Genomic DNA, 26,254 nt, shown 5'->3' with positions numbered 1-26,254 from the left:
TCTGCGCCATTGTTCGCACTTTGCGCTTCAGTTACCTTTTTAGTTACCTTTCATCCCTTGAAATTCGCCGCGCTGAGTCCTGCCCAACTGCTCCGGGCGTCGATCGGGGTCGCCGTGGTCACGATCCTTCTCAAGGGTGCGGCAGGCTACGTCACCAACTCCATGGGGCTCATCTCGGACGCCATGGAGTCGTTCGTCAACCTTGCCAGCGCCACCTTCGCGCTGGCGATGGTCACGGTCGCGGCGCGCCCGGCCGACGATGACCATCCCTACGGCCATCACAAGGCGGAGTATTTCTCGTCCGGCTTCGAGGGCATCCTGATCATCGGCGCCGCGATCGCGATCATCTGGGTGGCGGTGCTGCGCCTGCTCTCGCCGCAGCCGCTGGAGCAGCTCGGCTGGGGGCTGGGGCTGTCGATCCTGAGTTCGGCCTTCAACGGGGCGCTGGCCTTCACGATGTTCCGGGCTGCGCGCACGCACCGCTCGATCGCGCTCGAATCCGATGCGCGCCATCTGGTCACCGACGTCTGGACCTCGGCCGCGGTGGTGGTCGGGATCGTGGCGGTCAGCTTGACGGACTGGCTCTGGCTCGACCCGGTGCTGGCCATCGGCGTGGCGCTGAACATCGTGCGCGAGGGCGTGAAGCTGGTGTGGCGCGCCTCGCAGGGGCTGATGGACGAGGCGCTCGAGCCTGAATCGCTGGCACAGCTGCAGGCCACGCTGGAGCGCTTTGCGGCCGAGGTGCCGGAAGGCGCGCAGCTGCGCTTCGATGACGTCGTCACGCGCCGTGCCGGCCAGCGGCGCTTCGCCGATCTCCACATGCACGTGCCGGGCGGCTGGTCGCTGCAGCGCGCCGCGGGCCTGCGCGATGGCCTCGAGCAGGCGCTGATGGATGCCTTGCCCGGCCTGCGCGTGACCATCCAGTTGCTGCCGCTGGGCATGGAAGCGCGGGCCACCCGGAAGGACGAGGCCGAATGAAGGCGCTGCTGCAGCGCGTGCGCAGCGCGCGGGTCGATATCGCCGGGCACACCGTGGGTGCGATCGACGCGGGGCTGCTGGTGCTGCTGTGCGCCGAGCGCGGCGATGCCGACGCGCTGGCCGACCGGTTGCTGGCGAAGATCCTGAAGCTGCGTATCTTCGCCGACGATGCCGGCAAGATGAACCGCAGCCTGCAGGACGTCGGCGGCGGGCTGCTGGTGGTGAGCCAGTTCACGCTGGCGGCCGATGTGAGCGGCGGCAACCGGCCGAGCTTCACGCAAGCGGCGCCGCCCGACGAAGGGCGGCGGCTCTATGCGTACTTCGTGGCCCGGGCGCGCGAAGCGCATCCGGTGGTGGCGACCGGCGAGTTCGGCGCCGACATGCAGGTGTACCTGGTGAACGACGGGCCGGTGACGATCCCGCTGCAGATTTGATCAGTTGGGGACAGAGCAAGAACTGCTGCGCAGTTTGTTGGTCTGTCCCGCAAGGTATCAGTAGGGGTTGCGGATGCCGAGACCGGCCAGGATCTCGATCTCGCGGGCTTCCATCGCCTCGGCGTCTTCCTCGCCGGTCTCGTGGTCCCAGCCCTGCGCATGCAGCGTGCCGTGGACCAGCAGATGGGCGTAGTGCGCGGCCAGCGTCTTGCGCTGTTCCTTCGCCTCCCGGGCGACGACCGGCGCGCACAGCACCAGGTCGGCCATCACGATCGGGGACTGCGCGTAGTCGAAGGTCAGCACGTTGGTCGCGTAGTCCTTGCCGCGAAACTCGCGGTTGAGCTGCTGGCCCTCGTCGGCATCGACGATGCGCACGGTGATCTCGCCGTCGGCATCGAGCGCGTGCCGGATCCAGCGCACGACGCTGTGCCGCGGCAAGGCGGCACGATGGCGCTCGACGCCCTTGAAGCGGGCGAACTGCAAGGACAGCGACAGGTCTGCGAGCGCCATGTCAGCGGCTCGCCGTGCGCTTGCGCGCGTTGTCGTACGCATCGACGATGCGCGCGACCAGCGGATGGCGCACCACGTCGGCACTCGTGAAACGCGTGACGGCGATGCCGTTGACGCGCTTGAGCACGCGCTCGGCGTCGATCAGCCCGCTGGGCTGGGACTTCGGCAGATCGATCTGGCTGACGTCGCCGGTCACCACCGCCTTGGCGCCGAAACCGATGCGGGTCAGGAACATCTTCATCTGCTCGACCGTCGTGTTCTGCGCCTCGTCGAGGATCACGAAGGCGTTGTTGAGGGTGCGGCCGCGCATGAAGGCCAGCGGCGCGATCTCGAGCGCATTGCGTTCGAAGGCCTTCTGTACGCGATCGAAGCCCATCAGGTCGTACAGCGCGTCGTACAGGGGCCGCAGGTAGGGGTCGACCTTCTGCGTCAGGTCGCCGGGCAGGAAGCCGAGCCGCTCGCCGGCCTCGACCGCGGGACGGGTCAGCACGATGCGCTGCACCGCGCTGCGCTCGAGCGCGTCGACCGCGCAGGCCACCGCCAGGTAGGTCTTGCCGGTGCCCGCCGGTCCGATGCCGAGCGTGATGTCGTGGTTGGCGATGTTGTCCAGGTAGACGCTCTGGTTGGGCGTGCGCGCGCGCAGGTCGGTGCGCCGCGTGGCCAGCATGATGGCGCCATCCTCGGCCTCGGCCATCGAGCCGTCGCTGGCCAGGGTCAGCTGGACCACCGCCGGATCGATCACGCGCTGGGCGATCTCGTAGAGCGCCTGCAGCACTTCCATGGCGCGCTCGGCCTTGACCTTGGGCCCGTCGATCTTGAATTGCTCGTGGCGGTGCGCGATCTTGACGTCGAGCGCCTCCTCGATGCGCCGCAGGTTGGCGTCGAGCGGGCCGCAGAGGTGGCCCAGCCGCGTGTTGTTGGGCGGAGCGAAGGTGTGTCGCAGAATCACGCGGAATTCATTTTCATAAAAGCGAGAAGGGCACCCATGATAGGCAAACTCACCGGCATCCTGGCCGAACGCAATCCGCCGCAGGTGGTGGTGGACTGCAACGGGGTCGGCTACGAGGTCGATGTGCCGATGAGCACCTTCTACAACCTGCCGGCGGCCGGCGAGCGGGTGTCTCTGCTGACGCACTTCGTGGTGCGCGAGGATGCGCAGATTCTTTATGGCTTCGCCACCGCGCAGGAGCGCGCCGCATTCCGGCTGCTGATCAAGATCTCCGGCGTCGGGCCGCGCACCGCGCTGGGCGTGCTGAGCGGCTTGAGCGTGGGCGAACTCGCGCAGGCGATCACGCTGCAGGAGGCCGGCCGGCTGGTGAAGATCCCGGGCATCGGCAAGAAGACCGCCGAGCGGCTGCTGCTGGAGTTGAAGGGCAAGCTGGGCGCCGACATCGCGGTGCCCGCGCATGCCGCCACCGACGCCCAGGCCGACATCCTGCAGGCGCTGGTCGCGCTGGGCTACAGCGACAAGGAGGCCGCGGCCTCGCTCAAGGCCCTGCCGAAGGACGTGGCGGTGGGCGAGGGGATCAAGCTGGCGCTGCGGGCACTGGCCAAGTAGGCGGCTCAGGCCGGCGCCGGGCCGCCCCAAGGCGGCCTGCGGCCCCCTCGGGGGGCAGCGACACACGCAGTGAGGAGCGTGGGGGCGATCAGGCCGGCGCCGGGCCGCCCCAAGGCGGCCTGCGGCCCCCTCGGGGGGCAGCGACACACGCAGTGAGGAGCGTGGGGGCAATTCCCCCCCTTCAGCGCGAATCCTGCAGCGCGAGGGCCAGCGCGAACAGCACGGTCTGGAGCACCACCACGAGGCCGTGGCGCTGCATGGCCAGCCGCGCGGCCGTGACGCGATCGGCCAGCGGGCGCGGGACATCGGCGCCGCGTCGAAGGCCCAGCTTGTCGAGCGTGCCGTCGAGCACCGGCAGCGTGGCGATGGCGCCGTGCGCCAGGCCATCGAACAGGGCCATGTCCAGCCGCAGCCGCAGCGTCAGGTAGCGCTCGGGCAGCCCGGCCAGCGCGATCGCCGCGAAGCTCGCCCATGACACCGCCGGCAGCGAGCGGCCGGTCAATGCCAGCACCAGGCCCGCGATCAATGCGAGCGCCAGTCCCCAGACCGCGATCGCGCCGCTGGCGCGCAGCAGGCCCGCGGTGGCGGCACAGAGCGCACGGTCGTTGTCGTTCATGGGCGGATCGGCCTCCTTTCGCTGGCGCATTCTGCCGCAGCGGGGCTGCGGCAAGCTCTAAACTGCGTCCTCTTCCGATTCGCCCCATGACCATCCAGACCGACGACTTCGCCCCGGCCCCGCAACGCGTGGTGTCGGCCGCACCCGCTTCGCCCAACGAGGAGGCGATCGAGCGTGCGCTGCGGCCCAAGCTGCTCGACGAGTACGTCGGCCAGGCCAAGGTGCGCGAGCAGCTGGAGATCTTCATCGGCGCGGCCCGCCATCGCGCCGAGGCGCTCGACCACGTGCTGCTGTTCGGCCCGCCCGGCCTCGGCAAGACCACGCTGTCGCACATCATCGCGGCCGAGCTCGGCGTCAACCTGCGCCAGACCTCGGGCCCGGTGCTCGAGAAGCCGAAGGACCTGGCGGCGCTGCTGACCAACCTCGAGCGCAACGACGTGCTCTTCATCGACGAGATCCATCGGCTGTCGCCGGTGGTCGAGGAGATCCTCTACCCGGCGCTGGAGGACTACCAGATCGACATCATGATCGGCGAGGGCCCGGCCGCGCGCAGCATCAAGCTCGACCTGCAGCCGTTCACGCTGGTCGGCGCCACCACCCGCGCCGGCATGCTGACCAATCCGCTGCGCGACCGCTTCGGCATCGTGGCGCGGCTGGAGTTCTATACGGCGGAAGAACTCGCGCGCATCGTGCGGCGCAGCGCCGGCCTGCTCGGCGTGCCGATGGACGACGAGGGCGGCCTTGAGATCGCGAAGCGTTCGCGCGGCACGCCCCGGATCGCCAACCGGCTGCTGCGCCGCGTGCGCGACTACGCGCAGGTCAAGAGCGACGGCCGCATCACGATCGATGTCGCGCACAAGGCACTGGCGATGCTCGACGTCGATCCTCAAGGCTTCGACCTGATGGACCGCAAGCTGCTCGAGGCCGTGATCCACCGCTTCGACGGTGGACCGGTCGGCCTCGACAACATTGCCGCCAGCATCGGCGAGGAGTCGGGCACGATCGAGGACGTGATCGAGCCCTACCTGATCCAGCAGGGCTACCTGCAGCGCACGCCGCGCGGGCGGATCGCGACGCTGGCGGCGTACCGGCACCTCGGAGTGGCGCCGCCGCAGCGGGATGGGGACATGTTCGGCAGTTGAGCCGCGTTGCCCTCAGCGTGCACGCACCTTCGCCGCGATCAGCCACTGCGCCGCGTAGTAGCTCGCCAGCACCCACAGCGACGCCACCGGCAGCGGCTGGACGAAGCGGTGGGTCGCCAGCAGCGCATCGCTGACCATGAAGAGGCAGGCGCCGAGCGCGACCTGCCGGGCCGCCGCGTCGCCCAGCACCGCCGCGCGACCGAGCGCCTGGGCCGCCATGCAGGCAATCACCACGACATAGATCCCGACCGGGATCCGCAGGCCGGCGGGCAGCCCGCCCCACCACAGGAAGCCATACATCAGGACGCCGACCGCCAGCGTGGCGGCCAGCGCGCGCCGGCGCGGAAAAAGGCCCACGCCGTTGGCGAACAGCGCGATATAGGCCAGGTGCGCGAGGAGGAAGGCCACCAGTCCCGGAACGAAACGCTGCGGCCACATCAGGAGCACGTCGCCGCCCAGCGATGCCGCCAGGCCGGCGAGCAGCACCAGGGCGAAGCGGCCCGGCATGGCGTCGGTGCGCGCGCGCATCGATGCGAAGGCGATCAGGATCGAGAGCGCCAGCGGCTTGGCGACGAAGTGCAGGCCGGAGAGCCCGAGCGCGCCGCTCGCGGTCGCCAGGGCGGCGGCATCGACGAACAGCACGCCGATCACCGGCAGCCGGCCCTGCAGCACCGCGCCGGTGGCCCAGAGCCCGGCGGTCAGCGCACCGAGCCAGACCAGCGAGGTGACGAAGGCGAGCGTGTCCGAAAACCACAGGAAGGCGGTGGCGCCGCCCAGCAGCAGGACGAACTGCAGCGCCGCGAAGGCCTGCACGCGGCCCGAGGCCGGTGGCTCGTAGCGCTGCACTTGCTGGATGTCGAAGGCCGGCTTCGGATCGCTGGCCGACAGGTCGGCCGGCTGCCAGCCCGGCGGCTTGAACCAAAGCCGCAGCTTGTCGCTCCAGCGCCGGGTGCGCCAGCTGTCGCGCGCGAGCGACGCATAGACCTCGGCATTGGCCCACACCGGGTCCCAGCTCTGCAGCGGGCTGCGGGTGCCGTAGACGCAGCGCTCGTCTTCTTCCTTGAAGGTGCCGAACAGGCGGTCCCAGACGATCAGCACGCCGCCGTAGCTGCGGTCGATGTAGCGGTCGTTGACCGCATGGTGCACGCGGTGGTTGGAGGGCGAGCAGAACCAGCGGTCGAACCACCCGAGCTTGCCGACCTGCTCGGTGTGGACCCAGAACTGGTAGAGCAGGTCGGCCAGCGCTACCACGCCGAAGACCAGGGGCGGCACGCCGGCGATCGCCATCGGCAGGTAGAAGATCCAGCCGAACAGCACGCCGCTGGAGGTCTGGCGCAGCGCGGTCGAGAGGTTGTAGTGCTGGCTCTGGTGGTGCACCACGTGCGCCGCCCACAGCAGCGCGCTCTCGTGGCCGAAGCGGTGCAGCCAGTAGTAGCAGAAGTCGTAGAAGACCAGCGCCAGGAGCCAGCCGTACCAGCGGGTCCAGAAGTCCAGGTCGGGGAACAGCGCGAAGGCCGACCAGCAGGCGGTGTAGATGCCGATGCGCAGCAGCCCGGTGAGGGCGGCGCTGATCTGGCTCAGCATGCCCAGGCCGATGCTGTTGAGCGTGTCGGGCAGGCGGTAGGTGTCGTGGCCGCTGCCGCGCCGTGCGCGCAGCCGGCCGACCCAGAACTCGATGCCGATCAGCAGGAAGAAGACGGGGGTGGCGAGGACGATGATCTGGCCAGGTCGCATGAACGGGATTCTCGGCTGGGCGACCGTCGAAACACCCCCAGGCTTCCCCTGTCACCGGGGCGTCACCGGGGTGCCGCAGGCGCGTCATGCAGGACTGCGATCGTGCCCGTCCATGCAACGCGACGACGCTTTCCTCCGCGCATGGCGCGACACGACCGGTGCGGCCAGCGGCGTGACCGACGACGAAGTCACCCGGCCTGCGCAGATCTACCGCACCCTCTGGATCTCCGACCTGCACCTGGGCACGCCAGGCTGCCAGGCACGGGCACTGCTCGATTTCCTGAAGCACACGGAATGCCAGACCCTGTTCCTGGTCGGCGACATCATCGACGGCTGGCAGCTGCGCCGCCACTGGTACTGGCCGCAGGCGCACAACGACGTGATCCAGAAGCTGCTGCGCAAGGCCCGCAAGGGCACGCGCGTGATCTTCATCCCGGGCAACCACGACGAGTTCGCGCGCAAGTACCTGCAGCACAACTTCGGCGGCATCGATGTCGCCGAAGAGTGGATCCACGAGACCGCCGACGGCCGCAAGCTGTGGGTCATGCACGGCGACCTGTTCGACGGCGTGATCCAGTGCGCCAAGTGGCTGGCCCATGTCGGCGACTCGCTGTACGAGTTCACGCTGAAGCTGAACCGGCACCTCAACTCGCTGCGGGCGCGCATGGGCCTGCCCTACTGGTCGTTGTCGAAGTACCTCAAGCTGAAGGTCAAGCGCGCGCTCAGCTATGTCGGCGACTTCGAGACGGCGGTGGCACGCGAAGCCCGCCGGCGGGGCGTGCAGGGCGTGGTCTGCGGGCACATCCACCATGCGGAGCTGCGCGATATCGATGGCATCCTCTATGCCAACGACGGCGACTGGGTCGAGAGCCTGACGGCGCTGGCCGAGCATGCCGACGGCTCGCTCGAGATCCTGCACTGGGCCGGCCAGATGCCGGCTCGGTCCGGCGCCGCAACGGCGGCCGCGCGGCGTGTGCCGGTGCACGCATGACCGGGACGGCCGGCGCGCGGACCGTCGACCTCGTCTACTTCAATGCCGGCGGCGGGCACCGCGCCTCCGCGCTGGCGCTGGAAGCGGCGATCTGGCGCGCCGGCCTGCCGTGGACCGTGCGGCGGGTCAACCTGCGCGAGGTGCTGGACCCGAAGGACAGCTTTCGCAAGCTGACCGGGATGGACCCCGAGGATGTCTACAACAAGCGGCTCGCGCGCGGCTGGACGCTGGGCCTGGCGCAGGAACTCAAGCTGCTCCAGGGCATGATCCGATGGAGCCACGCCGCGCTGCTGCGGCCCTTGCAGCAGCACTGGCTGGCGACCGAGCCCGACATGGTCGTGTCGCTGATTCCGAACTTCAATCGTGCGCTGTGCGAGTCGCTGGCTTCGACCTTGCCGGGCGTTCCCTACGTGACCGTGCTGACCGACCTGGCCGACCACCCGCCGCATTTCTGGATCGAGGAGGGCCTGGACCAGCACCTGGTGTGCGGCTCGCCGAAGGCGGTGCAGCAGGCCCGATCGGCCGGCTATGCGGACGATCGGATCCATGCCAGTTCCGGCATGCTGATGCGCTCGGCCTTCCATGAACCGCCTCCGATCGACCGCGCCGCGGAGCGCTCGCGGCTGGGTTTGGAGGCGGGGCGGCCGACCGGCATCGTCCTGTTCGGCGGCCAGGGCTCGAAGGCGATGCTCGGAATCGCGAAGCGCCTGCCCGAGACCCCGCTGATCCTCGCCTGCGGCCACAACGCGGCGCTGGCCCGGACCCTGCGCGCATTGCCGGCGCGCGCGCCGCGGCTGGTGCTGGAGTTCACGCCCGACATCGCGCGCTACATGCAGCTGGCCGACTTCTTCATCGGCAAGCCCGGGCCGGGCAGCCTGAGCGAGGCGGTGCAGATGCAGTTGCCCGTGATCGTGGTGCGCAACCGCTGGACCCTGCCGCAGGAACGCTACAACGCCCAGTGGGTGCGCGAGCAGGGCGTCGGGTTGGTGTGCGGCAGCTTTGCCGGGGTGGCGCAGGCGGTCGACGCCCTGACCGGGCAGCTGGGCCGCTACCAGGCGGCGACGCGCCGGGTGCGCAACCGGGCGATGTACGAGTTGCCCGGGATCCTGGAGGAAATCCTGGCGCAGGCCGAGGCGGTGAAAAAAGAAAGCCTGCTATCGGTTTGAAGCTCAGCCGCTTGGACCCAACCGGGTCCTTCGTCCCAGCCCCGGCCGGCCAGCGTCGGCAAGACCCCTGCAGTCGCGCGCATCAGGTCCCGATCACGCCGCCATCGTTTCTGGTGATGACCACCGTCGCCGAACGAGGCCGGCCGGCGCCATCGGGCCACTTCGACACCGCCAGCGGGCGGTCGGGGTCGCTGCGCTCATTGGCGGGTTCACCCGGATGCTGGATGTTGATGAACAGGCTGCGCAGGTCCGGCGTGGCCGTCAATCCGGTGATCTCGCAACCCGCCGGCCCGACCAGAAAGCGGCGAATCTCGCCCTTGGTCGGGTCGCAGGCCAACATCTGGTTGTTCGGCAGGTTGCTGTATTCGCCCTTGCCCAATGTGGAAGTCGACACGTCGGTCTGGATCCACAGCACGCCGCGCGCGTCCACTGTCAGGCCGTCGGGACTGCCGAAGGTGTCGCCCTTGATGTTGCCTCGCGCTTCCCAACGGCCTTGCTTCGGGTCTCCGGCCAGCAACAGGTGGTTCCAAGCGAACTTCGTAGCGTCCAGATCACCGCTTTCCTTCCAGCGAATGATCTGACCCATGGTGTTGTTGGAGCGTGGATTGGCAGCGTCCATGAAAGCCTGGCCTGCGGCGCCCCGGTTGGTGTTGTTGGTCAGCGAGCAGTAGACCTCTTTGGAGATCGGGTCGACGGTCGTCCACTCAGGCCGATCCATCTTGGTGGCACCCAGCGCATCGCTGGCCTGGCGTGCCTTGATGAGTACGTCGCCCTGGCTCGCAAAGCCCTTGTCGGCGGTGAGCGGACCGGCGCCCTGCGTGAGCGGCATCCATTCGCCGGTGCCATCGACGTCAAAGCGCGCGACGTACAGCGTGCCGTAGTCCAGCAATTCACGGTTGGCCGCAAACCCGCCAGGCTTGACGCGGTCGCGGCTGACGAACTTGTAGATGTACTCGAAGCGCGAATCCCGCCCATGTAGATCACTGCCCGGCCGTCGGCCGTGAGCGCGGTGGCCGCGCCTTCATGCGCGGCGCGGCCGAGTGCGCTGCGTTTGACGGGGGTCGAAGAGGGATCCTGCGGATCGATTTCAACGACCCAGCCGAAACGGTTGGCTTCGTTGGGGTGCTTGGCGACCTCGAAGCGCTCCTCATGCTCGTGCCAGCGGTACTTCTGACCGTTGCCCTTGCGCATACCCCAGCGGCGCTGGTGCGAATCGGGGTTGTCGACGCCTTCGAAGTAGTCGGCGAAGTTCTCTTCGCAGGTCAGGTAGGTGCCCCAGGGCGTGTGGCCGTTGGAACAGTTGTTGAAGGTGCCCAGCACGCGCGTGCCGCTGGGGTCGGCGGCGGTCTTCAGCATCGCATGGCCGGCGGCCGGGCCGGTCACGATCATCGGCGTCAAGGCGGTGACGCGGCGTGCAAACTTCGAGGGGACTACCTGCGTCCAGGCATTGCCTTCGCGCTGGATCTCGATCACCGAGACGCCGTGCGCGGCCATGGACTTGCGCACCTTGTCTGCGGTCCAGGTCTTCATCCCGTCTGGGTGCAACAGGCCATCGTCCACGTATTCGTGATTCACCACGAGCAGGCCATGCCCGGACGAGTTGTCGAGAGGGAAGAAGGCCATGCCGTCGTGATGCATGCCGGCCTGCAGCGCCTGGTCGGCTGCGCTGTTGGAGGCGTCGAGCCTGAAGGCCGGCATCTGGCCGGCCACCCCCACCGGATCGCCCCAGCGGTACAGCACCTGGGCGCTGTAGCCTTCAGGCACCGCCACGCTGTCAATGGCTGCCATGGGGATGCTCTTGAAGGAGATCCCGCGACCCAGCGACGCCGCGTTGGCGCCGCCGCTGCCTCTGGGGGCGATGGCGCAACCGGTCAAAGAGCCAACGGCCATCGGTCCTAGAAGGCCTGCCACCGTCGCAGCGAAGCCGCCGCTCACGAAGATGCGGCGTGTGCGATCCGACACCTCGTGAATGCTGGGATTGAGGCTGCGGTTGGAATCTTCCATCTGGGCGTAGTCTTTGGCCATGTCTTCTCTTGCGGTCCTGTTCGTTACCACTCGAATGCTCCGCAATCTTCGTGAAGGCTGCGTGACGTTCGCCTGAAAAGTGGGGTGGCCACCAAGAAGGTCCTGTCTCGGAAGGGCAAGCCGGCGCCCCCGCCTCGAGAAGCACGCCAATTGACGGCAGCGAGCCCCGCGCCGAAAAGCAGAAGGCCGAGAGCATGAGTGGCCGATGCGGACTGTCGGTGCGGCAGACAAACCCTGAGGACTCTGCGCAATGAAGCCCGGAGGGCCGTGGAGCGCGGTCACCAAACTGCCACATTCCGGGCGTCCACTGTCGAGTTCAACCCCAACCCGCCAGTGCAAAAGGAGCCCTTCATGGGAATTCGCAGGAACCTCTTGACCGTGATCTTCGCGATGACCCTGTCGTCGCTGCCGCTCATTGCGTCGGCCGACCAGGAAGGCAACGACGACCAGGATGGCGGAGGAAGGACGACATACGCCGTAGGCCTTTGGGGCGACCTGCCCTATTCAGATGTGCAGGCCCTCACCGGGGTTCCCAATCTCATTGCCGACATGAACAGGCAAGATCTCTCGTTCACCGTCCATGACGGAGATCTGAAGGCCGGCAACGGGACGCCCGGTTCGGTCACGCCGACGACATGCAGCGATGCCATGTATGTTCAGGCGCTGGGCTACTTCAACGCGCTGAAGGCGCCTGCCATGTTGACCCCCGGCGACAACGATTGGACCGATTGCGATCGTCCGTCGAACGGCGGGTTCTCTTCGCGAGAACGGCTCGATCACGAGCGACAGGTGTTCTTCGGAACGCCGTATTCATTGGGTCAGCGGCGCCTTCGCCAGGAAGTGCAAACCGGGGCGCCGCTGTGCCTCGGCGTGAACGGCCCGACCGCATGCGTCGAGAACCGCCGATGGACTTTTGGCGGCGTCACCTATGTCACGCTGAATGTTCAGGGCTCCTGCAACAACCTTTGCGACACAGCGCCGGATCCAACGGAATGGGCCGCGCGCAATCAGGCCAACATCGCGTGGCTGAGGGAGTCTTTTCGCTTCGCGGCAGCGCGGCAATCGGCGGCGATCATGATCATTGCCCAGGCCAATCCGGGTTGGGACGCGACCGACGGAACACGGGCGCCCTTGCGCGACGCAAAGACGCTCGCCGAAACCGATGGTCAGCCGGACGGGTTCCAGGAATACCTGCTCGCGTTGCGCGAGGAAACCATTGCATTTCGAAAGCCGGTGGCATACGTGCACGGCGACTCGCACTACCACAGAGTCGACAAGCCGCTGCTGGATGCTTCCGGGCGAAGGCTCGAGAACTTCACGCGAGTCGAGACGTTTGGCGATAACCAGGCAAACGGCACGAACGACGCGAACTGGCTGAAAGTCAACGTCGACGTTCGAAGCCGCGAAGTCTTTGCATACCAGCCGCAGATCGTCCCCGCGAATCGAACCGCGGTCCCGGCGCCTTGAGGGGGTTGGCCAGGGCTTGCCGGCGCTTTGCTCCAGCGTTGCGGCAAGCGCTGCGGACCAACGTGGGTGCGGGGCAGGCATCTTCGTCCGATCGCGCGCCACGGCGAGGCCTGTTGGCCGGCGCAGGGGCATCATCAGGGGGTAGCGTGCAGCAATCGGTCGCGGGTCCTCTTGACGAGTCCGACGGTCACGACGCAAGGACCTTGTCTACTGGACGGCACGCAGCTACATGAAAAAAGCCGGCAGCGCTATGTGAGTAGACGCTTACCGGCTTTGCCTCGGAGTGTATGGTGGCTCTTCACGGACTCGAACCGCGGACCTGTGGATTATGATTCCATCGCTCTAACCGACTGAGCTAAAGAGCCGAGCCCAGGATTATAGCTGTTCTGGCGGCGACTTCAGCCGCGTCCCCGAAAATCTGCCGATGCCTTCGTCCGCCGCGAACCCCGATCGCCTCGACGCCCTGCCGGACGACCAACTGATGCTGGCCTATGCCGCCGGCGACACCCAGGCCTTCGACGCGCTCTATGCGCGGCACGAAAGCGCGTTGTTCCGCTTCGTGCGCCGCCTGCTGGGCATGCGGCTGGCGGCCGAGGTGGACGAGGTGTTCACGGCGACCTGGATGCGCATCGTCTCGGCGCGCGACAGCGTCTCGCCCCAGGGCGCCAGCTGGCGCATCCGGGCCTTCACGACGGCCCACGACCTGGCGATGGACCGGCTGGCGATCAGCGGCCGGCAGGTCGCGTTCTATGCGCACGACGAGGATGGCGACGGTCTCGAAGCCGCGCGGCTCTTCAGCCGCGGCTTGCTGCGCGATGGCGCTGCGGCCCGCGATGCCGCGCATCCGTCGGCGGAGGAACTGGCGTTCTGGCAGGCGGCCGGCCGGCGATTGCTGGCCTGCCTCGACGAACTGCCGGACGCGCAGCGCGCGGCCTTCCTGCTGCACCACGAGGAAGGCTTCACGGTCGAGGCGATGGCGGCCGCCGTCGGCACCGACGCCGAGACGGTCCGCAACCGCCTGCGCGCCGGCCTGAAGAAGCTGCACGGCTGCATGGAACGCTATCTGTCGGTGCCGGGGCTGCGCATGCACGCCGCCGACGATCTGCCTGACGCCCCTCTGCGGCGTGCGCTGGCGCATGCGCCCGACCAGGGCGCGCTGCCGGACTGGCGGCTGGGCAAGGCGATCCGGAGGCAAGCGCACGACGCCATCGGCGCGACCGACCCGGACACCGATTCGGCCGAGCTGGAGCGCGCGGCGCGCCCGCGATGGCGCTGGAAAGCGGTCTTGGCGGCCACCCTCGGGGCATTGCTGATCGGCGTGCTCTGGTGGCGCGCATCGGCGCCCGGTCACAAGCTCGAGGCCCGGATATCGCAGAGCGAGCCCGTGCCTGCGTCATCCGCGCCGTCTGCTCCGCCGGCGAAGCCAGCAGCGGCGCCAGTCCCGCCAGCGCAATCCGTTTTCCCGCCGGCGCCATCGTCGCCGCCACCAGCGCCGCTGCCGCCGCCGCCGCCGCTGCCCTTCGTCATGGACATCGTCCCGCCTGCACCGCCTCCGGTCCCGGCCCCCAAGGCCGTGCCGACGGTGCGCACCGACGAAACGGAGCCCCCCACTTTCGAGGCGCTGTCGACCTGGACCCGCCTCACGGTCAGCCGCCGCGGCGGCGAGAGCCGCAGCCTGTCCCGGGCCGAGGCGCGCGAACTCAACGCCCTGCTGGGCTCCGCCGCGCTGTCGGCGGTCGGACCCCGGCCGCTCGGCGGCGTGCCCGAGTGGCGCGTGACGCTGGAGCGCGGCGCCGAGTCGCTGGCGGTGTTCGAGATCGCCGGCGCGCAGGTGCGTTGGCGCGAAGGCCGGATGCCGCCCGCCACGGGCGTGCCGTCGGCGCAGGCGCTGGCGGCATTGCGCCAGGCCCTGCAGGCGGCGGTGCAGCCCCCCGAAGCGGCCCTGCCGCCGGAGCGGCCGCGCAATCCCTAGCGCCTACTGGTGCTTGAAGTCGGGCGTGCGCTTGGCCAGGAAGGCGTCCATGCCTTCCTTCTGGTCGGCGGTCGCGAACAGCGCATGGAACAGCCGGCGCTCGAACATCACGCCGTCCGACAGCCCGCTCTCGAAGGCCCGGTTGACCGATTCCTTGGCCGCCATCACGGCGATCTGCGAGAAGCTCGCGATGGTCAGTGCGGCGCCCAGTGCCTCCTCGGCCAGTTTGTCGTAAGGCACGATGCGGCTCACCAGCCCGGCGCGCTCGGCCTCGGTGGCGTCCATCATGCGGGCCGTCAGCGCCATGTCCATGGCCTTGGACTTGCCGACCGCGCGCGGCAGCCGCTGCGTCCCGCCGGCGCCCGGGATGACGCCGATCTTGATCTCGGGCTGGCCGAACTTCGCGTTGTCGGCCGCGATGATGAAGTCGCACATCATCGCCAGCTCGCAGCCGCCGCCCAGCGCGAAGCCGCTCACCGCGGCGATCACCGGCTTGCGGATCTGGCGGATGGTCTCCCAGTTGCGCGTGATGTAGTCGCCCTTGTAGGCGTCAAGGAAGCTGTACTTGGCCATCGCCGCGATGTCGGCGCCGGCGGCGAAGGCGCGCTCGCTGCCGGTCAGGATAATGCAGCCGATGGCCGGGTCGGCGTCGAAGGCCTTGAGCGCCTGGCCCAGTTCGGTCATCAGCGCGTCGTTGAGCGCGTTCAGCGCCTTCGGTCGGTTCAGCGTGATGATGCCGACCTTCTCGGCCTCGATGCGCACTTCGATGTTCTCGTAGCTCATGCGTGTCTCCTTGAAACGAACAATGGGGGATGCGCCGGCTACTGCGGATGCAGCCAGGCGGCCAGCTTCGCGGGATCCTGTGCGAACAGGCGCCAGGTCGTGACGCCCGCGGGCAGCGTGAGCGGCAGTCGCAGCAGGCGGCGGTCGCGGGCGACCAGGGCGGTGGCCTTGCGCAGCGGCCCGAGATAGAGCGCGAGGTCGTCGAGCCGCGTCAGGCGCCAGCCCTGCGCCGGCCGGCCCCTGGCCGCCGGCAGCTCGATGCCGAGCCACTCGTCGTTGGCCGAGAAGCCCGCCTGCTCGGCGGCGCCGCCGCGCAGCACCACCTTGATCTGCACGCTGCCGCTCGTTTCGGCGACGCGCACGCCCAGTTCCTGCGCGCGCTGCGCCGGATCGTCGAGTGCCGCCACGCCGTGGGCGCGCAGCAGGTCCGACAAGGGCAGTTCGTCGGTCGAGTGGACCCAGCTTGCGATCTCCTGCGCGAACGATCGGCCGCCGACCGTCTCGAGCGCGTCGGCGATGTCGGCTTCGGCGATCGGCCCCCCGCCGGTCTGCTGCCAGAGCAGGCGCATCACGTCGTCGAGCGTGCCCTTGCCTTCGGAACGCAGCGTGAGGTCGAGGCACATCGCGACCAGTGCGCCCTTGGTGTAGTAGCTGACCGTGGCATTGGGCGTCTGCTCGTCCTGGCGGTAGTACTTGATCCAGGCGTCGAAGCTGGCCTGGGCCACCGACTGCAGCTGCCGGCCCGGCGTCTGCAGCACCTGGTTGATGGTCTTGTTGACGAGGCGCAGGTAGGTGGCGTCGTCGACGCGGCCGGCACGACGCAGCAGCAGGTCGTCGTAGTAGCTGGTGAAGCCCTCGAAGAACCACAGCAGCCCGGTGTAGTTCTCGCGCCCGTAGTCGTAGCGCGCGAACTCGACCGGACGCAGCCGCTTCACGTTCCAGGTGTGGAAGTACTCGTGGCTGACCAGGCCCAGCAGCGTCGTATAGCCCTCGGGCTGCTTGCGGGCCTCGCGCTGCGGCAGGTCGCGCCGGGTGCAGATCAGCGCCGTCGAATGGCGGTGCTCGAGCCCGCCGTAGCCGTCGTCGACCGCGTTGAGCATGAACACATAGCGGTCGTGCGGCGGCTTCGGCCCGCCGCGCTTGCCGACCTTGTCGCCGTGCCAGAAGCGCATCTGCGCCTCGCAGATGGCGCGGGTGTCGGCGATCAGCCGCTCGCCGTCGAAGGAGGCCGGCGCGCCCGCGACCACGAAGCGGTGCGGGACGCCGCAGGCCTCGAACTCGGCGCTCCAGAACGGCCCCATCTCGACCGGGCTGTCGGCCAGTTCGTCGTAGTGGGACGCGAGGTAGCTGCCGAAGCCATGGCGGTCGACGCGCGAGGGCTGCAGCGCGGTGGCGCAGGACCAGCGCGCGCCGTCCGCGACCGCCGGCGGTGCCACCACCTCGAGCAGGTGCGGCGTGTCGGCCTGGCCTTCGACCTGCAGGCACACGCTGGTGCCGTTGAAGAAGCCGCGGTCGGCGTCCAGCCAGGCGGTGCGCACCGAGTTGTCGTAGGCGCAGATCTCGTAGCGCAGCACCAGCGGCTTGGCCGGCGTGCAGTCGACCTCCCAGCCGGCCTTGTCGAGCTGGCGCACCGCCAGCTTTCGTCGTCCCTGCTGGGCCCGCAGCTGCTGGAGGTTTTTCGAGAACTCGCGCAGCAGATAGCTGCCCGGGATCCAGGCGGCGAGCGTCACGCGCTGCAGCACGGCCGGTTCGGCGACGGTCAGCGTGATCGCGAACAGGTGCGCCTTGCGGTCCGCGCACTCGACACGGCAGTGGATGGCCGGCGTGGCCATCAATTGAGCGCGGCGAGTTGCTTCTCGACCTGCGCAGCCGGGATCGCGCCCGGTGTGCGCGTGCCGTCGCTGAAGATCAGCGTCGGCGTGCCGGTGATGTTGTACTTCTGGCCGAATTCGCGGTTGCGCGTGAGCGCCGCGGTGTCGCACTCGGCGGCTGCGGGGGCGACGCCGCGCTGCATCCAGTCGTCCCACGACCTGGCCTTGTCCTTGGCGCACCAGATGTTGCGCGCCTTGACCACCGAATCGGGTCCCAGCACCGGATAGAGGAAGAGCTGGATCGTGATGTTGTCGACCTTGGTCAGATCGCGCTCGAACTGCTTGCAATAACCGCAGTTGGGGTCGGCGAACACCGCCAGCCGGCGCTTGCCGTTGCCGCGCACGATCTTGATCGCGTCCTTGGCCGGCAGCTTGTCGAAGGCCACCTGGCTGAGCTTCTCGATCCGCTCCTCGGTCAGGTTGCGGCGTTCCTTGACGTCGATCAGGTTGCCCTGCAGCAGGTAGTTGCCCTGCTCGTCGGTGTAGAAGATCTCGAAGCCGTTGACCCGCACTTCATAGAGGCCGGGGATCGGCGCCTTCGTGATCTCGTCGATGTTGGCGAACTGAGGGATCTTTGCGGCGAGGTTCTTGCGGATCTCCGCCTCGCCGGCCGTCGCCGTCAGCGCCGTTGCGAACATCAGGATGGCCAGGGCGGCGAAGAGGGGGCGGGCAGGGTGCTTCATGGTGTGTTCCGGGAATTCACTGCAGGCCCATGGCCTGGCGTGCGATCCAGTTCTTGACGAGCCGCGTGCGGTCGAAACCGCGCATGCCCCAGTTGCGCAGCGCCGGCAGGGGGTCCGCGCTGTGGGCGAAGAGTTGCTGCAGGCCGTCGGTGGCCAGGCTCATCGACAGCACGTCAGTGCGGCGCGCGCGCTCATAGCGCCGCAACAGCCGGGCGTCGCCCACGCTGCGCCAGTAGTCGCGGGTCCGGATGACCTCGGCCAATGCCGCGACGTCGGCCAGGCCGAGGTTGAGGCCCTGGCCGGCCAGGGGATGGACCGTGTGGGCGGCGTCGCCGGCCAATGCCCAGGCCGTGCCGTCGTCGAAGCTGCCGGTCCAGCGGTCGGCGATGGCGCGTTGCAGCGGCCAGCCCGAACGCCCGCTGGTGAGCTTGAAGGCGCCGAGCGCATCGTGGCTGGCTTCGCGCAGTGCGGTGCTGAATTCGTCGGCCGACTGCGCCAGCAGGGCCGGCGCCCGGAACTGGTCGACCGACCAGACGAGCGCCAGCGATCGATCGGTGTCGCCCAGTGGCAGCAACGCCAGCACTTCGCCCTTGTCGTTGAACCATTGACGCGCAATGCCGTCGTGCGCCTGCTCGGCCTCGAGCCGGGCCGCGATGGCGTGCTGCGCATAGCGGGTGACTTCATAGCCGACACCGAGTGCGTCGCGGGTGGCGCTGATGCGGCCTTCGCAGACCACCGTCAGCGCTGCCGGCACCGGCGCGGTCACGACGTCGATCCGGGGCTGGAAGCGCACCGCATCGCCGAGCTGCTGCTCGAGCGCGGGCACATCGACGATCCAGGCCAGCGCATCGACCTTCTGGCGCGCGGCCGAAAACTGCACCCGGCCGCCTTCGTCGCCATGCACCAGCATCTCGCGCACCGGCGTGGCGTGCGCGGCATCGGGCCAGGCGCGAAGCGATTCGAGCAGGGTCTTCGAGGCGGCGTTGAGCGCGTAGGCGCGGACGTCCTGGCCGGCCGGCTGCGCGGCCGGCGCCACCAGCGCCACGCGCACGCGTTCTCGGGCCAGCAGCAGCGCCAGCGTGCGGCCGACGATGCCCGCGCCGCGAATGCAAACCTCAGGAGGGAGAGCCATCGCCGGATTGTAGGAGCAGGCTCGGCCGGCGGCGGGGTGCGGGACAATCGCGCTTCTTGAAAAAGGATCCAACCCGTGAATGTTGCCGATTTCGACCTCCAAGCCACCATCGCCCGCCTGTTCGTCTACCCGGTCAAGTCCTGCGCCGGCGTCGAGCTCGACGAGGCCCTGCTGATCGAGACCGGCCTGGAGTTCGACCGCGCCTGGATGGTGGTGGATGCGGCGGGCGAGTTCGTTACCCAGCGCGAGCTGCCGCGCATGGCGCTGATCCGGCCGCAGCTGAAGCAGTCCGAAATGGTGTTGCGTGCGCCGGGCATGCTGGCGCTGCACATCGCCTTCGACCGGGTCGAGCAGCCGACGCGGGTCAAGGTCTGGCAGGACGAGGTGGCGGCCTACGACATGGGCGACCTCGCCGCCCAGTGGTTCAGCGACTTCCTGTCGGAGCCCGGCCACCCGCGGCCATTGCGCATGGCGAGGTTCGACCCGGAGCAGCAGCGCCTGTCGGGCCTGAAATGGACCGAGGGCGTCGAGGCGCCGAACCAGTTCGCCGACGGCTTCCCGCTGCTGGTGGCGAGCGAGGGCTCGCTGGCCGAGCTGAACGCGAAGCTGGTCGCGGCCGGCCACCCGGCGGTCGGCATCGAGCGCTTCAGGCCCAACCTCGTGCTGGCGGGCGTGGAAGCGCACGACGAGGACCGGGTCGAGACGATGCACATCGCCACGGCCGAGGGCGAGGTGCTGCTGCGCCCCGTCAAGCCCTGCTCGCGCTGCCCGATTCCCGACATCGACCCGAAGACCGCGGTCAGCAGTCCGGAGGTGGGCGACATGCTGCGCACCTACCGTTCGGATGCGCGGGTCGGCGGCGCGATCACTTTCGGCATGAACGCGATCGTGCTGCAGGGCGTGGAACACCAGCTCAGGCGCGGGCAGGAAGTGCGGGCGAACTACCGGTTCGAGTGAAGGCGCCCGGCGCCGGGCTCTAGAAGATCACGCCGGCGCATAGCACGATGTTCGCGTAGGGCGTGCATTCGCCGGTGCGGACGATCGCCTTCGCTTGGGCGCTCAGTCGCTTCAGCTCCTCGTGCGTGAGGGTCTCCGGCACGACGTCCAGCTGACCCGCGCACCAGTCGGGCAAGGTGCCGGCCGGCAGCTGCGCGACGGCTTCCCGCGCCAGCCACGCGCGCTCCACCTGCATCTCGGACAACACCGCCTTGAGCACGTCGGCCAGCCGCGGCACGCCGGGGGTCAGCGCCAGGTCGATGCGACGCGGACCCTCGGGAATCGGCAGGCCGGCGTCGCCGATGACCAGCATGTCTCCGTGGCCGAGGGAGGCGATGACCTGGGAGAGTTCGGCGTGCAGCAGGGGCGAGCGTTTCACAGCGCAATCCAGTCGGGTGGCAGCGGACTCCGCAGCACGGCGTCGCGCTGCGGAATGGAAGGCTGGGCACCGGGCTGCGTGATGCACAGCGCGGCGGCCCGGATGCCGAGGCGCACGGCCTCGTCGAACGACCGGCCTTCGCCCAGCGCGACGGCCAGCGCGCCGAGAAAGGTGTCGCCCGCCGCCGTGGTGTCGACCGCCTGCACCTTGGGCGCCGGATGGTGGCGCGCGCCATCGGCGTCGACCGACACGGCGCCCAGCGCGTCGAGGGTGACGACCACGCGCACCGGCCCGCGCGCCCGCAGCGCTTGGCCCGCCGCAGCGGCTTCGTGCGGACGGGCGACGGGCAAGCCGCTCAGCGTCTGCGCCTCGATCTCGTTGACCACCAGCGTGTCGATCCGCTGCCACATCGGCTCGGGGATGGCCTCGACCGGCGACGGATTCAGCAGCACCTTGCAGCCCGTCTCGTGCGCCACCGCGATGGCGTGCTCGACCTGCGCCATCGGCGTCTCGAACTGCGCCACGAGAAAGTCTGCGCCCTGCAATTGCTGGCGCAGCGCCGCCGCGTCGATCTCGACCCGCCCATTGGCACCCGCGATCAACACGATGCGGTTCTGGCCGCTGTCCTCGACCATGACCAGCGCCGTGCCCGTCGGCTCCGATGGATCGGTGCGCAGCGCGGCGGTGTCGATGCCGTCGCGCTGCAGCGCATCGCGCAGCGCCTGGCCATGCGCGTCGGCGCCGACGCAGCCGATCATGCGCACGCGTGCGCCTTCTCGCGCGCAACTCACCGCCTGGTTGGCGCCCTTGCCGCCGGGAATCGTGGCGATCGAACGACCGGGTAGGGTTTCGCCCGCGGCCGGCGCGTGCGGAACGCGCAGTACCAAGTCCATGTTGAGACTGCCGAGCACCACGATCAGTGGCGGCGGATGGTTGGAAGATGGCGAGGAGCTCACGGGGTGCGGGACCTGGATGTCGGAATTGAAGAGGAGGGTGCGTCGCTCGGCCGCGTGGGTTTCTCGTGGACTGCACGCGGCGCGGTCGACGCGCGCACGCGCAACTCGGGCTGCAGCACCACCTTGCGGGCATCGCGGCGGCGGCCGCCCACGCGCTCGAGCAGCATGTCGACCGCCAGCGCGCCGATGCGCTCCTTGGGCTGTGCCACGGTGGTCAGCGGCGGGCTGGTGTAGGCGGAGAGCTCGATGTCGTCGAAGCCCACCACCGAGAGTTCGTCGGGCACCCGCACGCCGCTCTCGTGCGCGGCGCGCAGCGCGCCGATGGCCATCAGGTCGTTGCAGACGAACACCGCCGACGGCGCGCTCTCGGTGCGCAGAATGGCATGCATCGCCTCGTAGCCGCCCTGGCTGGTGAAGCCGCCGCGCCAGAGCAGGGTGTCGGCCTTCGCGATGTCGGGCGTGGCGCCGGCTTCGGCGAGCGCCATGCGCCAGCCTTCGATGCGTTGCTCGCTCGGCATCACGCCGGCCGGTCCACCGATGCAGGCGATGCGCTTGTGGCCCAGCGACAGCAGGTGCCGAACCGCAAGCAGGCCGCCCTGCATGTGCGCGGTCTCGACCAGGTCGCAGCTCGGGTCGGCGATCTCGCGGTCGACCAGCACGGTGGGGATCCGCAGGCCGCGCAGCTGCGTCACGAGCGAGTCGTCGTCGCCGGTCGACACCACGATCAGTCCATCGATGCGGCGCTCGGCCAGCACCTTCAGGTAGACGCTCTGGCGATGCGACTCGTCGTCGGTGTTGCACAGCACCAGCGTGTAGCCGGCGCCGAAGCAGCGGTCTTCGACGACCCGCACGATCTCGGCGAAGTAGGGGTTCGAGCTGTTCGGAATCAGCATGCCGAGGGTCGAGGTGGTGTTGCTCTTCAGGCTGCGCGCGACCGCGCTCGGCACGTAGCCGAGTTCGCGGATCGCGAGCTCTACGCGCTCGCGCCCCTTGGCGCTCACGTGGCGGGTGTCGTTGACCACGTGCGAGACGGTGGTCACCGAGACCCCGGCGTGCAACGCGACATCCTTGATCGTGGCCATGCGTTTCGTTCCCTTTCTTTAGTTGCTCCACCGCGCTTGGCGCGACCCGCGATGCATGAGACCGGCACAGTCCGAGACCAGGGATACCGCGGAACCGGCTTTGCCGGGCCGCTGGTATCGCCCCCTTGAGGGGGAGGCGCCGCAGGCGCTTCGGGGGTGCTTCATTTCAAGCTTGACGGCGTTCCGCGCGGCGCTGGCGCAGTGTGTCGATGATGACTGCGGCGACGATCACGGCGCCGGTGATGATGCGCTTGCTCGGCTCGCTCGCGCCGACCTGCGCCAGGCCGGCCTCGAGCACCGCGATGATCAGCACGCCGAAGAAGGTGTTGACCACCGAGCCGCGTCCGCCCATCAGGCTGGTACCGCCGATGACCACCGCCGCGATCACCTGCAGCTCGATGCCGACGCCCGCATTCGGGTCGGCCGCTTCGAGTCGGGCCGACTGCATCAGACCCGCGAGGCCGGCCATCAGCCCGGTCAGCGCGAAGACGATGATCCGGATCGGCCGCGGATCGATGCCCGCCAGGCGCATGGCTTCCTCGTTGGTGCCGATGCCCACCACGTAGCGGCCGAACACTGTGCGCGTGAGTACGACCTGGCCCACGATCACCAGCAGCACCGCCAGCACGAAGGCCGCCGAGATGCCGCCGATCCACGGCGCCGCGAGGCCCGAGATGGCGTCGCCGACGTACTGCGTGCGCGAGCCGGTGACCAGGTAGGCGCCGCCGCGCACCGCCTCGAGCATGCCGAGCGAGACGATGAAGCTCGGCAGCCGCCAGGCCACCGACACCGCGCCGGTGATGGCTCCGCAGGCCAGGCCGGTGGCGAGGCCGAGCGCCGCGGCAGCCGGCACCGGCAGCTTCCATTCGAGGATCGCGGCGGCCGCGACTGCCGCGCTGAGCGCGAGCACCGAGCCCACCGACAGATCGATGCCCGCGATGATCAGCACGAAGGTCATGCCCACCGCCATCACCGCCAGCGCGGGGATCTCGTTGGCGATGGTGACGAAGGTCTCCACCGTGAGGAAGTATTCGCTCAGGCTGCCGAACAGAGCGATCATGCCGGCCAGCACCACGGCCAGGCCGATGTAGGTGCCGAGCTGTCCGCGCAGCGAGCCGGCGGCGGACCCGGAGGGCACGCTCGGAGGGACGGTGGTGTTCGTGGTCATGAGAGAGAAGAGGAAATGGAAGGGGCGGCGTGGCGGCCGGCCTCGGAGCCCGCATCGCCGAAAGCCGCGGCCAGCAGCGATTGCTGGTCCCAGCCGCCGCGCTCGAACACCGCCACCAGCCGCCCCGCATGCATCACGCCGATGCGGTCGCACATGGCCATCAGTTCGCGCAGGTCGCTCGACACCATCAGCAGCGCGCGGCCGGCGTCGGTCATGCGGTCGAGCTCGGCATACAGGTCGGCGCGCGCACCCACGTCGACGCCGCGTGTCGGCTCGTCGAGCAGCAGAACCTTGCAGTCGCGATGCAGCCAGCGCGCGAACACCACCTTCTGCTGGTTGCCGCCGCTCAGCGTGGCAACGACCTGTTCTTCGCTGCGCGAGCGAATGCGCAGCGTCTGCACCAGCCGGCGCGCAATGCCGCGCTCGCGCGCGTTGTGCAGCCAGCCGCCGCTCGACAGCGCGCCCAGGTCGCTCAGCGTGGCGTTGACGCGGATCGACTGCGGCATCAAGAGGCCCTGCGACTTGCGGTCCTCGCTGACCAGTCCGATGCCGGCGCGAATGGCTTGCATCGGCGAACGCCAGCGACCGCTGCCGGCATCGGGCGAACGCGCGCCGGGCCAGTGGAGCGTGATCGCGCCCCGGTCCGCGCGGTCGGCGCCGAACAGCAGGCGCACCAGCTCGGTCCGGCCCGAGCCGACCAGGCCGGCGATGCCCATGATCTCGCCGGCGCGCAAATCGAGATCGACGTCGCGCACCACCTGGGCACGCCCGATGCCGCGGGCGCTCATCAGCACCGCGCCGCCGACCCGCCGTGGCCGGCCTTCGTGCTCGTGCACCGCGCGGCCGACCATGCGTTCGACCAGCTCGGATTCGCGCACGCCGGCCATCGGGCGCACGTCGACCAGCCGGCCGTCGCGCAGCACCGCCACCCGGTCGGCGATGCGCTGCAGTTCCTCGAGCCGGTGAGAGACGTAGACGATGCCCACGCCGCGCGCCTTCAACCGCTCGATCTGCTCGAACAGGTGCGAGGTCTCGCGCGGCGTGAGCATCGCCGTCGGCTCGTCGAGGATCAGCACGCGCGTGTCGTCCTGCAGGTTGCGCGCGATCTCCACCATCTGCTGCTGGCCGATGCCCAGCCGCGACACCGGCGTCGCGGGGTCGATGTGCGCCATGCCGATCTTGGCCAGCTGCAGCCGCGCGGCCTCGTGCAGCGGCGCCCGGCGCAGCCAGCCCAGGCGCTGCGGCAGGCGATCGAGCAGCAGGTTCTCGGCCACCGACAGCGTCGGCACCAGGCCCAGTTCCTGAATCACCATGCGCACGCCCTGCGCTTCGGCCGCGCGCCGCGAGCCGGGCGCGAACGCCTCGCCGCCGAGCCGCATGTGGCCGCGCGTGGGCGAGACCAGCCCGCAGACGATCTTCGACAGCGTGCTCTTGCCCGCGCCGTTCTCGCCGGTGAGCGCCAGCACTTCGCCGGCCCCCAGTGCCAGGCTCACGCCCTCGAGCACCGGCGCGGCGTAGTCCTTGCCGATGTCGTGCAGCGCCAGCAGCGCGGGCCGGCCGGCGGGCGTGGCTTCGGTCATGGCGGCGAATCCGAAGATGCCTGGCCTACTTCGAGTCCTTGGTGACCAGCACCACGTCGGTCTTGATCACGGCCGGCATGGCCGATTGAGGCTGCTTGTCGGCCAGCGCCTTGAGGGCGGTCTCGATGCCGAACACCGCCTGCTTGGCGGCGAACTGGTCGGCCGTGGCCAGCACCCGGCCGTCGGCCAGCATCGGCTTGATGGCGCCGATGTTGTCGTAGCCCACGACCAGCACCTTGCCGGTCTTGCCGGCGGCCTTGACCGCCGCCACCGCGCCCAGGGCCATGCTGTCGTTGCCGGCCAGCAGCGCCTTGAGGTCGGGATGCTCGCGCAGCATGCCGGCCGCCACCGTGTTGCCCTTGTCGATCTCCCACTGGCCCGACTGCACGCCGACCACGGTCACGCCCGCGGCCTTCATCGCGTCCTGGTAGCCCAGCGTGCGCTGCTGTGCGTTGAAGGTGGTCGACACGCCTTCGATGATGCCCACCTTGTCGCCGGCCTTCAGGCTCTTGGCGAGGTAGTCGCCGACCAGCTTGGCGCCGGCGCGGTTGTCGGGGCCCACGAAGGGCACCTGGATGTTCTTTTCCTTCAGTGCTGCGGCGTCCAGCTGGTTGTCGATGTTGACGACCAGGATGCCCTTGTCGATGGCCGCCTTGACCGCCGGCACCAGCGCCTTCGAATCGGCCGGCGCGATCACCAGCGCGTTGACCTTCTGCGCCGCCATCTGCTCGACCATCTTGATCTGCGCGGCGGTGTCGGTCTCGTCCTTGATGCCGTTGGCCATCAGCGTGTAGTCCGAGGCATGGGCCTTCTGGTGCGCCTTGGCGCCGTCTTCCATCGTCAGGAAGAACTCGTTGGCCAGCGATTTCATGACCAGCGCGACCTTGGGCTTGTCCTGCGCGAAGGCGGGCGATGCGGCGATGGCGCCCAACAGCGAGAGGACGGCGGCGCTTTGCAGGGTGCGGCGGGTGAACTTCATGGTGTTTGTCTCCTGGGGTTGTGAATCGATGACCGATCTTCCGGCCCGCGCT

At 69.2% G+C, this 26,254-nt stretch carries 23 protein-coding genes, 1 tRNA gene and 1 pseudogene; 9 read left to right on the top strand and 16 right to left on the bottom strand.

Annotated elements, in window-relative coordinates:
• Positions 1–57: 57 nt before the first annotated feature.
• On the top strand, positions 58–978 hold the full coding sequence (locus AC1DYD_RS08840) for a cation diffusion facilitator family transporter (protein WP_478172368.1): 921 nt from the start codon (positions 58–60) through the stop codon (positions 976–978).
• Positions 975–1,412 carry a D-aminoacyl-tRNA deacylase gene (gene dtd / locus AC1DYD_RS08835; RefSeq protein ID WP_478172367.1) on the top strand — a complete coding sequence of 146 codons (438 nt, stop codon included), beginning with the start codon at positions 975–977 and terminating at the stop codon, positions 1,410–1,412. The genes AC1DYD_RS08840 and dtd overlap by 4 nt, the downstream gene beginning before the upstream one ends.
• A 57-nt stretch (positions 1,413–1,469) precedes the next feature.
• On the opposite strand, the gene ybeY is transcribed toward dtd, so the two are convergent.
• Both ybeY and AC1DYD_RS08825 read right to left on the bottom strand, forming a co-directional pair.
• Positions 1,470–1,922, bottom strand: coding sequence for an rRNA maturation RNase YbeY (gene ybeY / locus AC1DYD_RS08830; protein ID WP_478172366.1), 453 nt, complete (start codon positions 1,920–1,922; stop codon positions 1,470–1,472).
• A 1-nt stretch (position 1,923) separates the two neighbouring features.
• On the bottom strand, positions 1,924–2,871 hold the full coding sequence (locus AC1DYD_RS08825) for a PhoH family protein (RefSeq protein ID WP_478172365.1): 948 nt from the start codon (positions 2,869–2,871) through the stop codon (positions 1,924–1,926).
• Positions 2,872–2,907: 36 nt separating this feature from the next.
• Here AC1DYD_RS08825 and ruvA point away from each other — a divergent pair, with 36 nt between their 5' ends.
• Positions 2,908–3,480, top strand: coding sequence for a Holliday junction branch migration protein RuvA (gene ruvA / locus AC1DYD_RS08820; RefSeq protein ID WP_478172364.1), 573 nt, complete (start codon positions 2,908–2,910; stop codon positions 3,478–3,480).
• A gap of 181 nt (positions 3,481–3,661) precedes the next feature.
• Here the strand turns inward: ruvA and AC1DYD_RS08815 are convergent, their stop codons facing one another.
• Entirely contained in the window at positions 3,662–4,096 is a 435-nt protein-coding gene (locus AC1DYD_RS08815) for a hypothetical protein (RefSeq protein ID WP_478172363.1), read from the bottom strand.
• 86 nt (positions 4,097–4,182) lie between these two features.
• Between AC1DYD_RS08815 and ruvB the strand changes: the two genes are divergently transcribed.
• Positions 4,183–5,238 carry a Holliday junction branch migration DNA helicase RuvB gene (gene ruvB / locus AC1DYD_RS08810; RefSeq protein WP_286525515.1) on the top strand — a complete coding sequence of 352 codons (1,056 nt, stop codon included), beginning with the start codon at positions 4,183–4,185 and terminating at the stop codon, positions 5,236–5,238.
• 12 nt (positions 5,239–5,250) lie between these two features.
• On the opposite strand, the gene AC1DYD_RS08805 is transcribed toward ruvB, so the two are convergent.
• Positions 5,251–6,972 carry a lysoplasmalogenase family protein gene (locus tag AC1DYD_RS08805; protein WP_478172362.1) on the bottom strand — a complete coding sequence of 574 codons (1,722 nt, stop codon included), beginning with the start codon at positions 6,970–6,972 and terminating at the stop codon, positions 5,251–5,253.
• 112 nt (positions 6,973–7,084) lie between these two features.
• Between AC1DYD_RS08805 and AC1DYD_RS08800 the strand changes: the two genes are divergently transcribed.
• The gene (locus AC1DYD_RS08800) at positions 7,085–7,963 is read left to right on the top strand and encodes a UDP-2,3-diacylglucosamine diphosphatase (RefSeq protein WP_478172361.1); all 879 of its coding nucleotides are present in this window, start codon (positions 7,085–7,087) and stop codon (positions 7,961–7,963) included.
• The gene (locus AC1DYD_RS08795) at positions 7,960–9,129 is read left to right on the top strand and encodes a glycosyltransferase (RefSeq protein WP_478172360.1); all 1,170 of its coding nucleotides are present in this window, start codon (positions 7,960–7,962) and stop codon (positions 9,127–9,129) included. The genes AC1DYD_RS08800 and AC1DYD_RS08795 overlap by 4 nt, the downstream gene beginning before the upstream one ends.
• A gap of 82 nt (positions 9,130–9,211) precedes the next feature.
• Here the strand turns inward: AC1DYD_RS08795 and AC1DYD_RS08790 are convergent.
• Positions 9,212–10,917 (bottom strand): annotated as a pseudogene (locus tag AC1DYD_RS08790) (PhoX family protein).
• A 609-nt stretch (positions 10,918–11,526) separates the two neighbouring features.
• Between AC1DYD_RS08790 and AC1DYD_RS08785 the strand changes: the two are divergent.
• Complete coding sequence (locus AC1DYD_RS08785; protein WP_478172359.1) at positions 11,527–12,621, top strand: hypothetical protein; 1,095 nt, start codon at positions 11,527–11,529, stop codon at positions 12,619–12,621.
• 288 nt (positions 12,622–12,909) lie between these two features.
• On the opposite strand, the gene AC1DYD_RS08780 is transcribed toward AC1DYD_RS08785, so the two are convergent.
• Positions 12,910–12,986, bottom strand: a tRNA-Met gene (locus AC1DYD_RS08780).
• A gap of 59 nt (positions 12,987–13,045) precedes the next feature.
• On the opposite strand from AC1DYD_RS08780, the gene AC1DYD_RS08775 reads away from it, so the two are divergent.
• A complete protein-coding gene (locus AC1DYD_RS08775) occupies positions 13,046–14,593 on the top strand; it encodes a sigma-70 family RNA polymerase sigma factor (RefSeq protein WP_478172358.1) in 1,548 nt (515 codons plus the stop codon).
• A 3-nt stretch (positions 14,594–14,596) separates the two neighbouring features.
• Here the strand turns inward: AC1DYD_RS08775 and AC1DYD_RS08770 are convergent, their stop codons facing one another.
• From AC1DYD_RS08770 to AC1DYD_RS08755, 4 genes are read right to left on the bottom strand one after another with little or no spacing between them, the layout of a single operon-like run.
• Positions 14,597–15,376, bottom strand: a complete 780-nt coding sequence (locus tag AC1DYD_RS08770; protein ID WP_478172357.1) for an enoyl-CoA hydratase — start codon at positions 15,374–15,376, stop codon at positions 14,597–14,599.
• A gap of 38 nt (positions 15,377–15,414) precedes the next feature.
• Complete coding sequence (locus AC1DYD_RS08765; protein WP_478172356.1) at positions 15,415–17,208, bottom strand: M61 family metallopeptidase; 1,794 nt, start codon at positions 17,206–17,208, stop codon at positions 15,415–15,417.
• Positions 17,208–17,930 carry a DsbC family protein gene (locus AC1DYD_RS08760; RefSeq protein ID WP_478172355.1) on the bottom strand — a complete coding sequence of 241 codons (723 nt, stop codon included), beginning with the start codon at positions 17,928–17,930 and terminating at the stop codon, positions 17,208–17,210. Before AC1DYD_RS08760 ends, AC1DYD_RS08765 begins: the two co-directional genes overlap by 1 nt.
• 16 nt (positions 17,931–17,946) lie before the next feature.
• Complete coding sequence (locus tag AC1DYD_RS08755) at positions 17,947–19,062, bottom strand: FAD-dependent monooxygenase (RefSeq protein WP_478172354.1); 1,116 nt, start codon at positions 19,060–19,062, stop codon at positions 17,947–17,949.
• 75 nt (positions 19,063–19,137) lie between these two features.
• Between AC1DYD_RS08755 and AC1DYD_RS08750 the strand changes: the two genes are divergently transcribed.
• A complete protein-coding gene (locus tag AC1DYD_RS08750; protein WP_478172353.1) occupies positions 19,138–20,019 on the top strand; it encodes an MOSC domain-containing protein in 882 nt (293 codons plus the stop codon).
• A gap of 19 nt (positions 20,020–20,038) precedes the next feature.
• On the opposite strand, the gene rbsD is transcribed toward AC1DYD_RS08750, so the two are convergent.
• From rbsD to AC1DYD_RS08720, 6 genes are all read right to left on the bottom strand, one after another.
• Positions 20,039–20,437: a D-ribose pyranase gene (rbsD, locus tag AC1DYD_RS08745; RefSeq protein ID WP_478172352.1), complete on the bottom strand. Its 399-nt coding sequence runs from the start codon at positions 20,435–20,437 to the stop codon at positions 20,039–20,041.
• Entirely contained in the window at positions 20,434–21,393 is a 960-nt protein-coding gene (rbsK, locus tag AC1DYD_RS08740) for a ribokinase (RefSeq protein ID WP_478172351.1), read from the bottom strand. Before rbsK ends, rbsD begins: the two co-directional genes overlap by 4 nt.
• Positions 21,390–22,475 (bottom strand): LacI family DNA-binding transcriptional regulator, encoded by a 1,086-nt coding sequence (locus AC1DYD_RS08735; protein WP_478172350.1) that lies wholly within the window; start codon positions 22,473–22,475, stop codon positions 21,390–21,392. Before AC1DYD_RS08735 ends, rbsK begins: the two co-directional genes overlap by 4 nt.
• 166 nt (positions 22,476–22,641) lie before the next feature.
• Entirely contained in the window at positions 22,642–23,643 is a 1,002-nt protein-coding gene (locus AC1DYD_RS08730) for an ABC transporter permease (RefSeq protein ID WP_478172349.1), read from the bottom strand.
• A complete protein-coding gene (locus AC1DYD_RS08725; RefSeq protein ID WP_478172348.1) occupies positions 23,640–25,223 on the bottom strand; it encodes a sugar ABC transporter ATP-binding protein in 1,584 nt (527 codons plus the stop codon). Before AC1DYD_RS08725 ends, AC1DYD_RS08730 begins: the two co-directional genes overlap by 4 nt.
• 25 nt (positions 25,224–25,248) lie before the next feature.
• A complete protein-coding gene (locus AC1DYD_RS08720; protein ID WP_478172347.1) occupies positions 25,249–26,202 on the bottom strand; it encodes a substrate-binding domain-containing protein in 954 nt (317 codons plus the stop codon).
• Positions 26,203–26,254 lie beyond the last annotated feature (52 nt).

The organism is Variovorax sp. P4_B11 (assembly GCF_056402355.1).
This window is presented reverse-complemented; position numbering and strand designations above follow the sequence as displayed.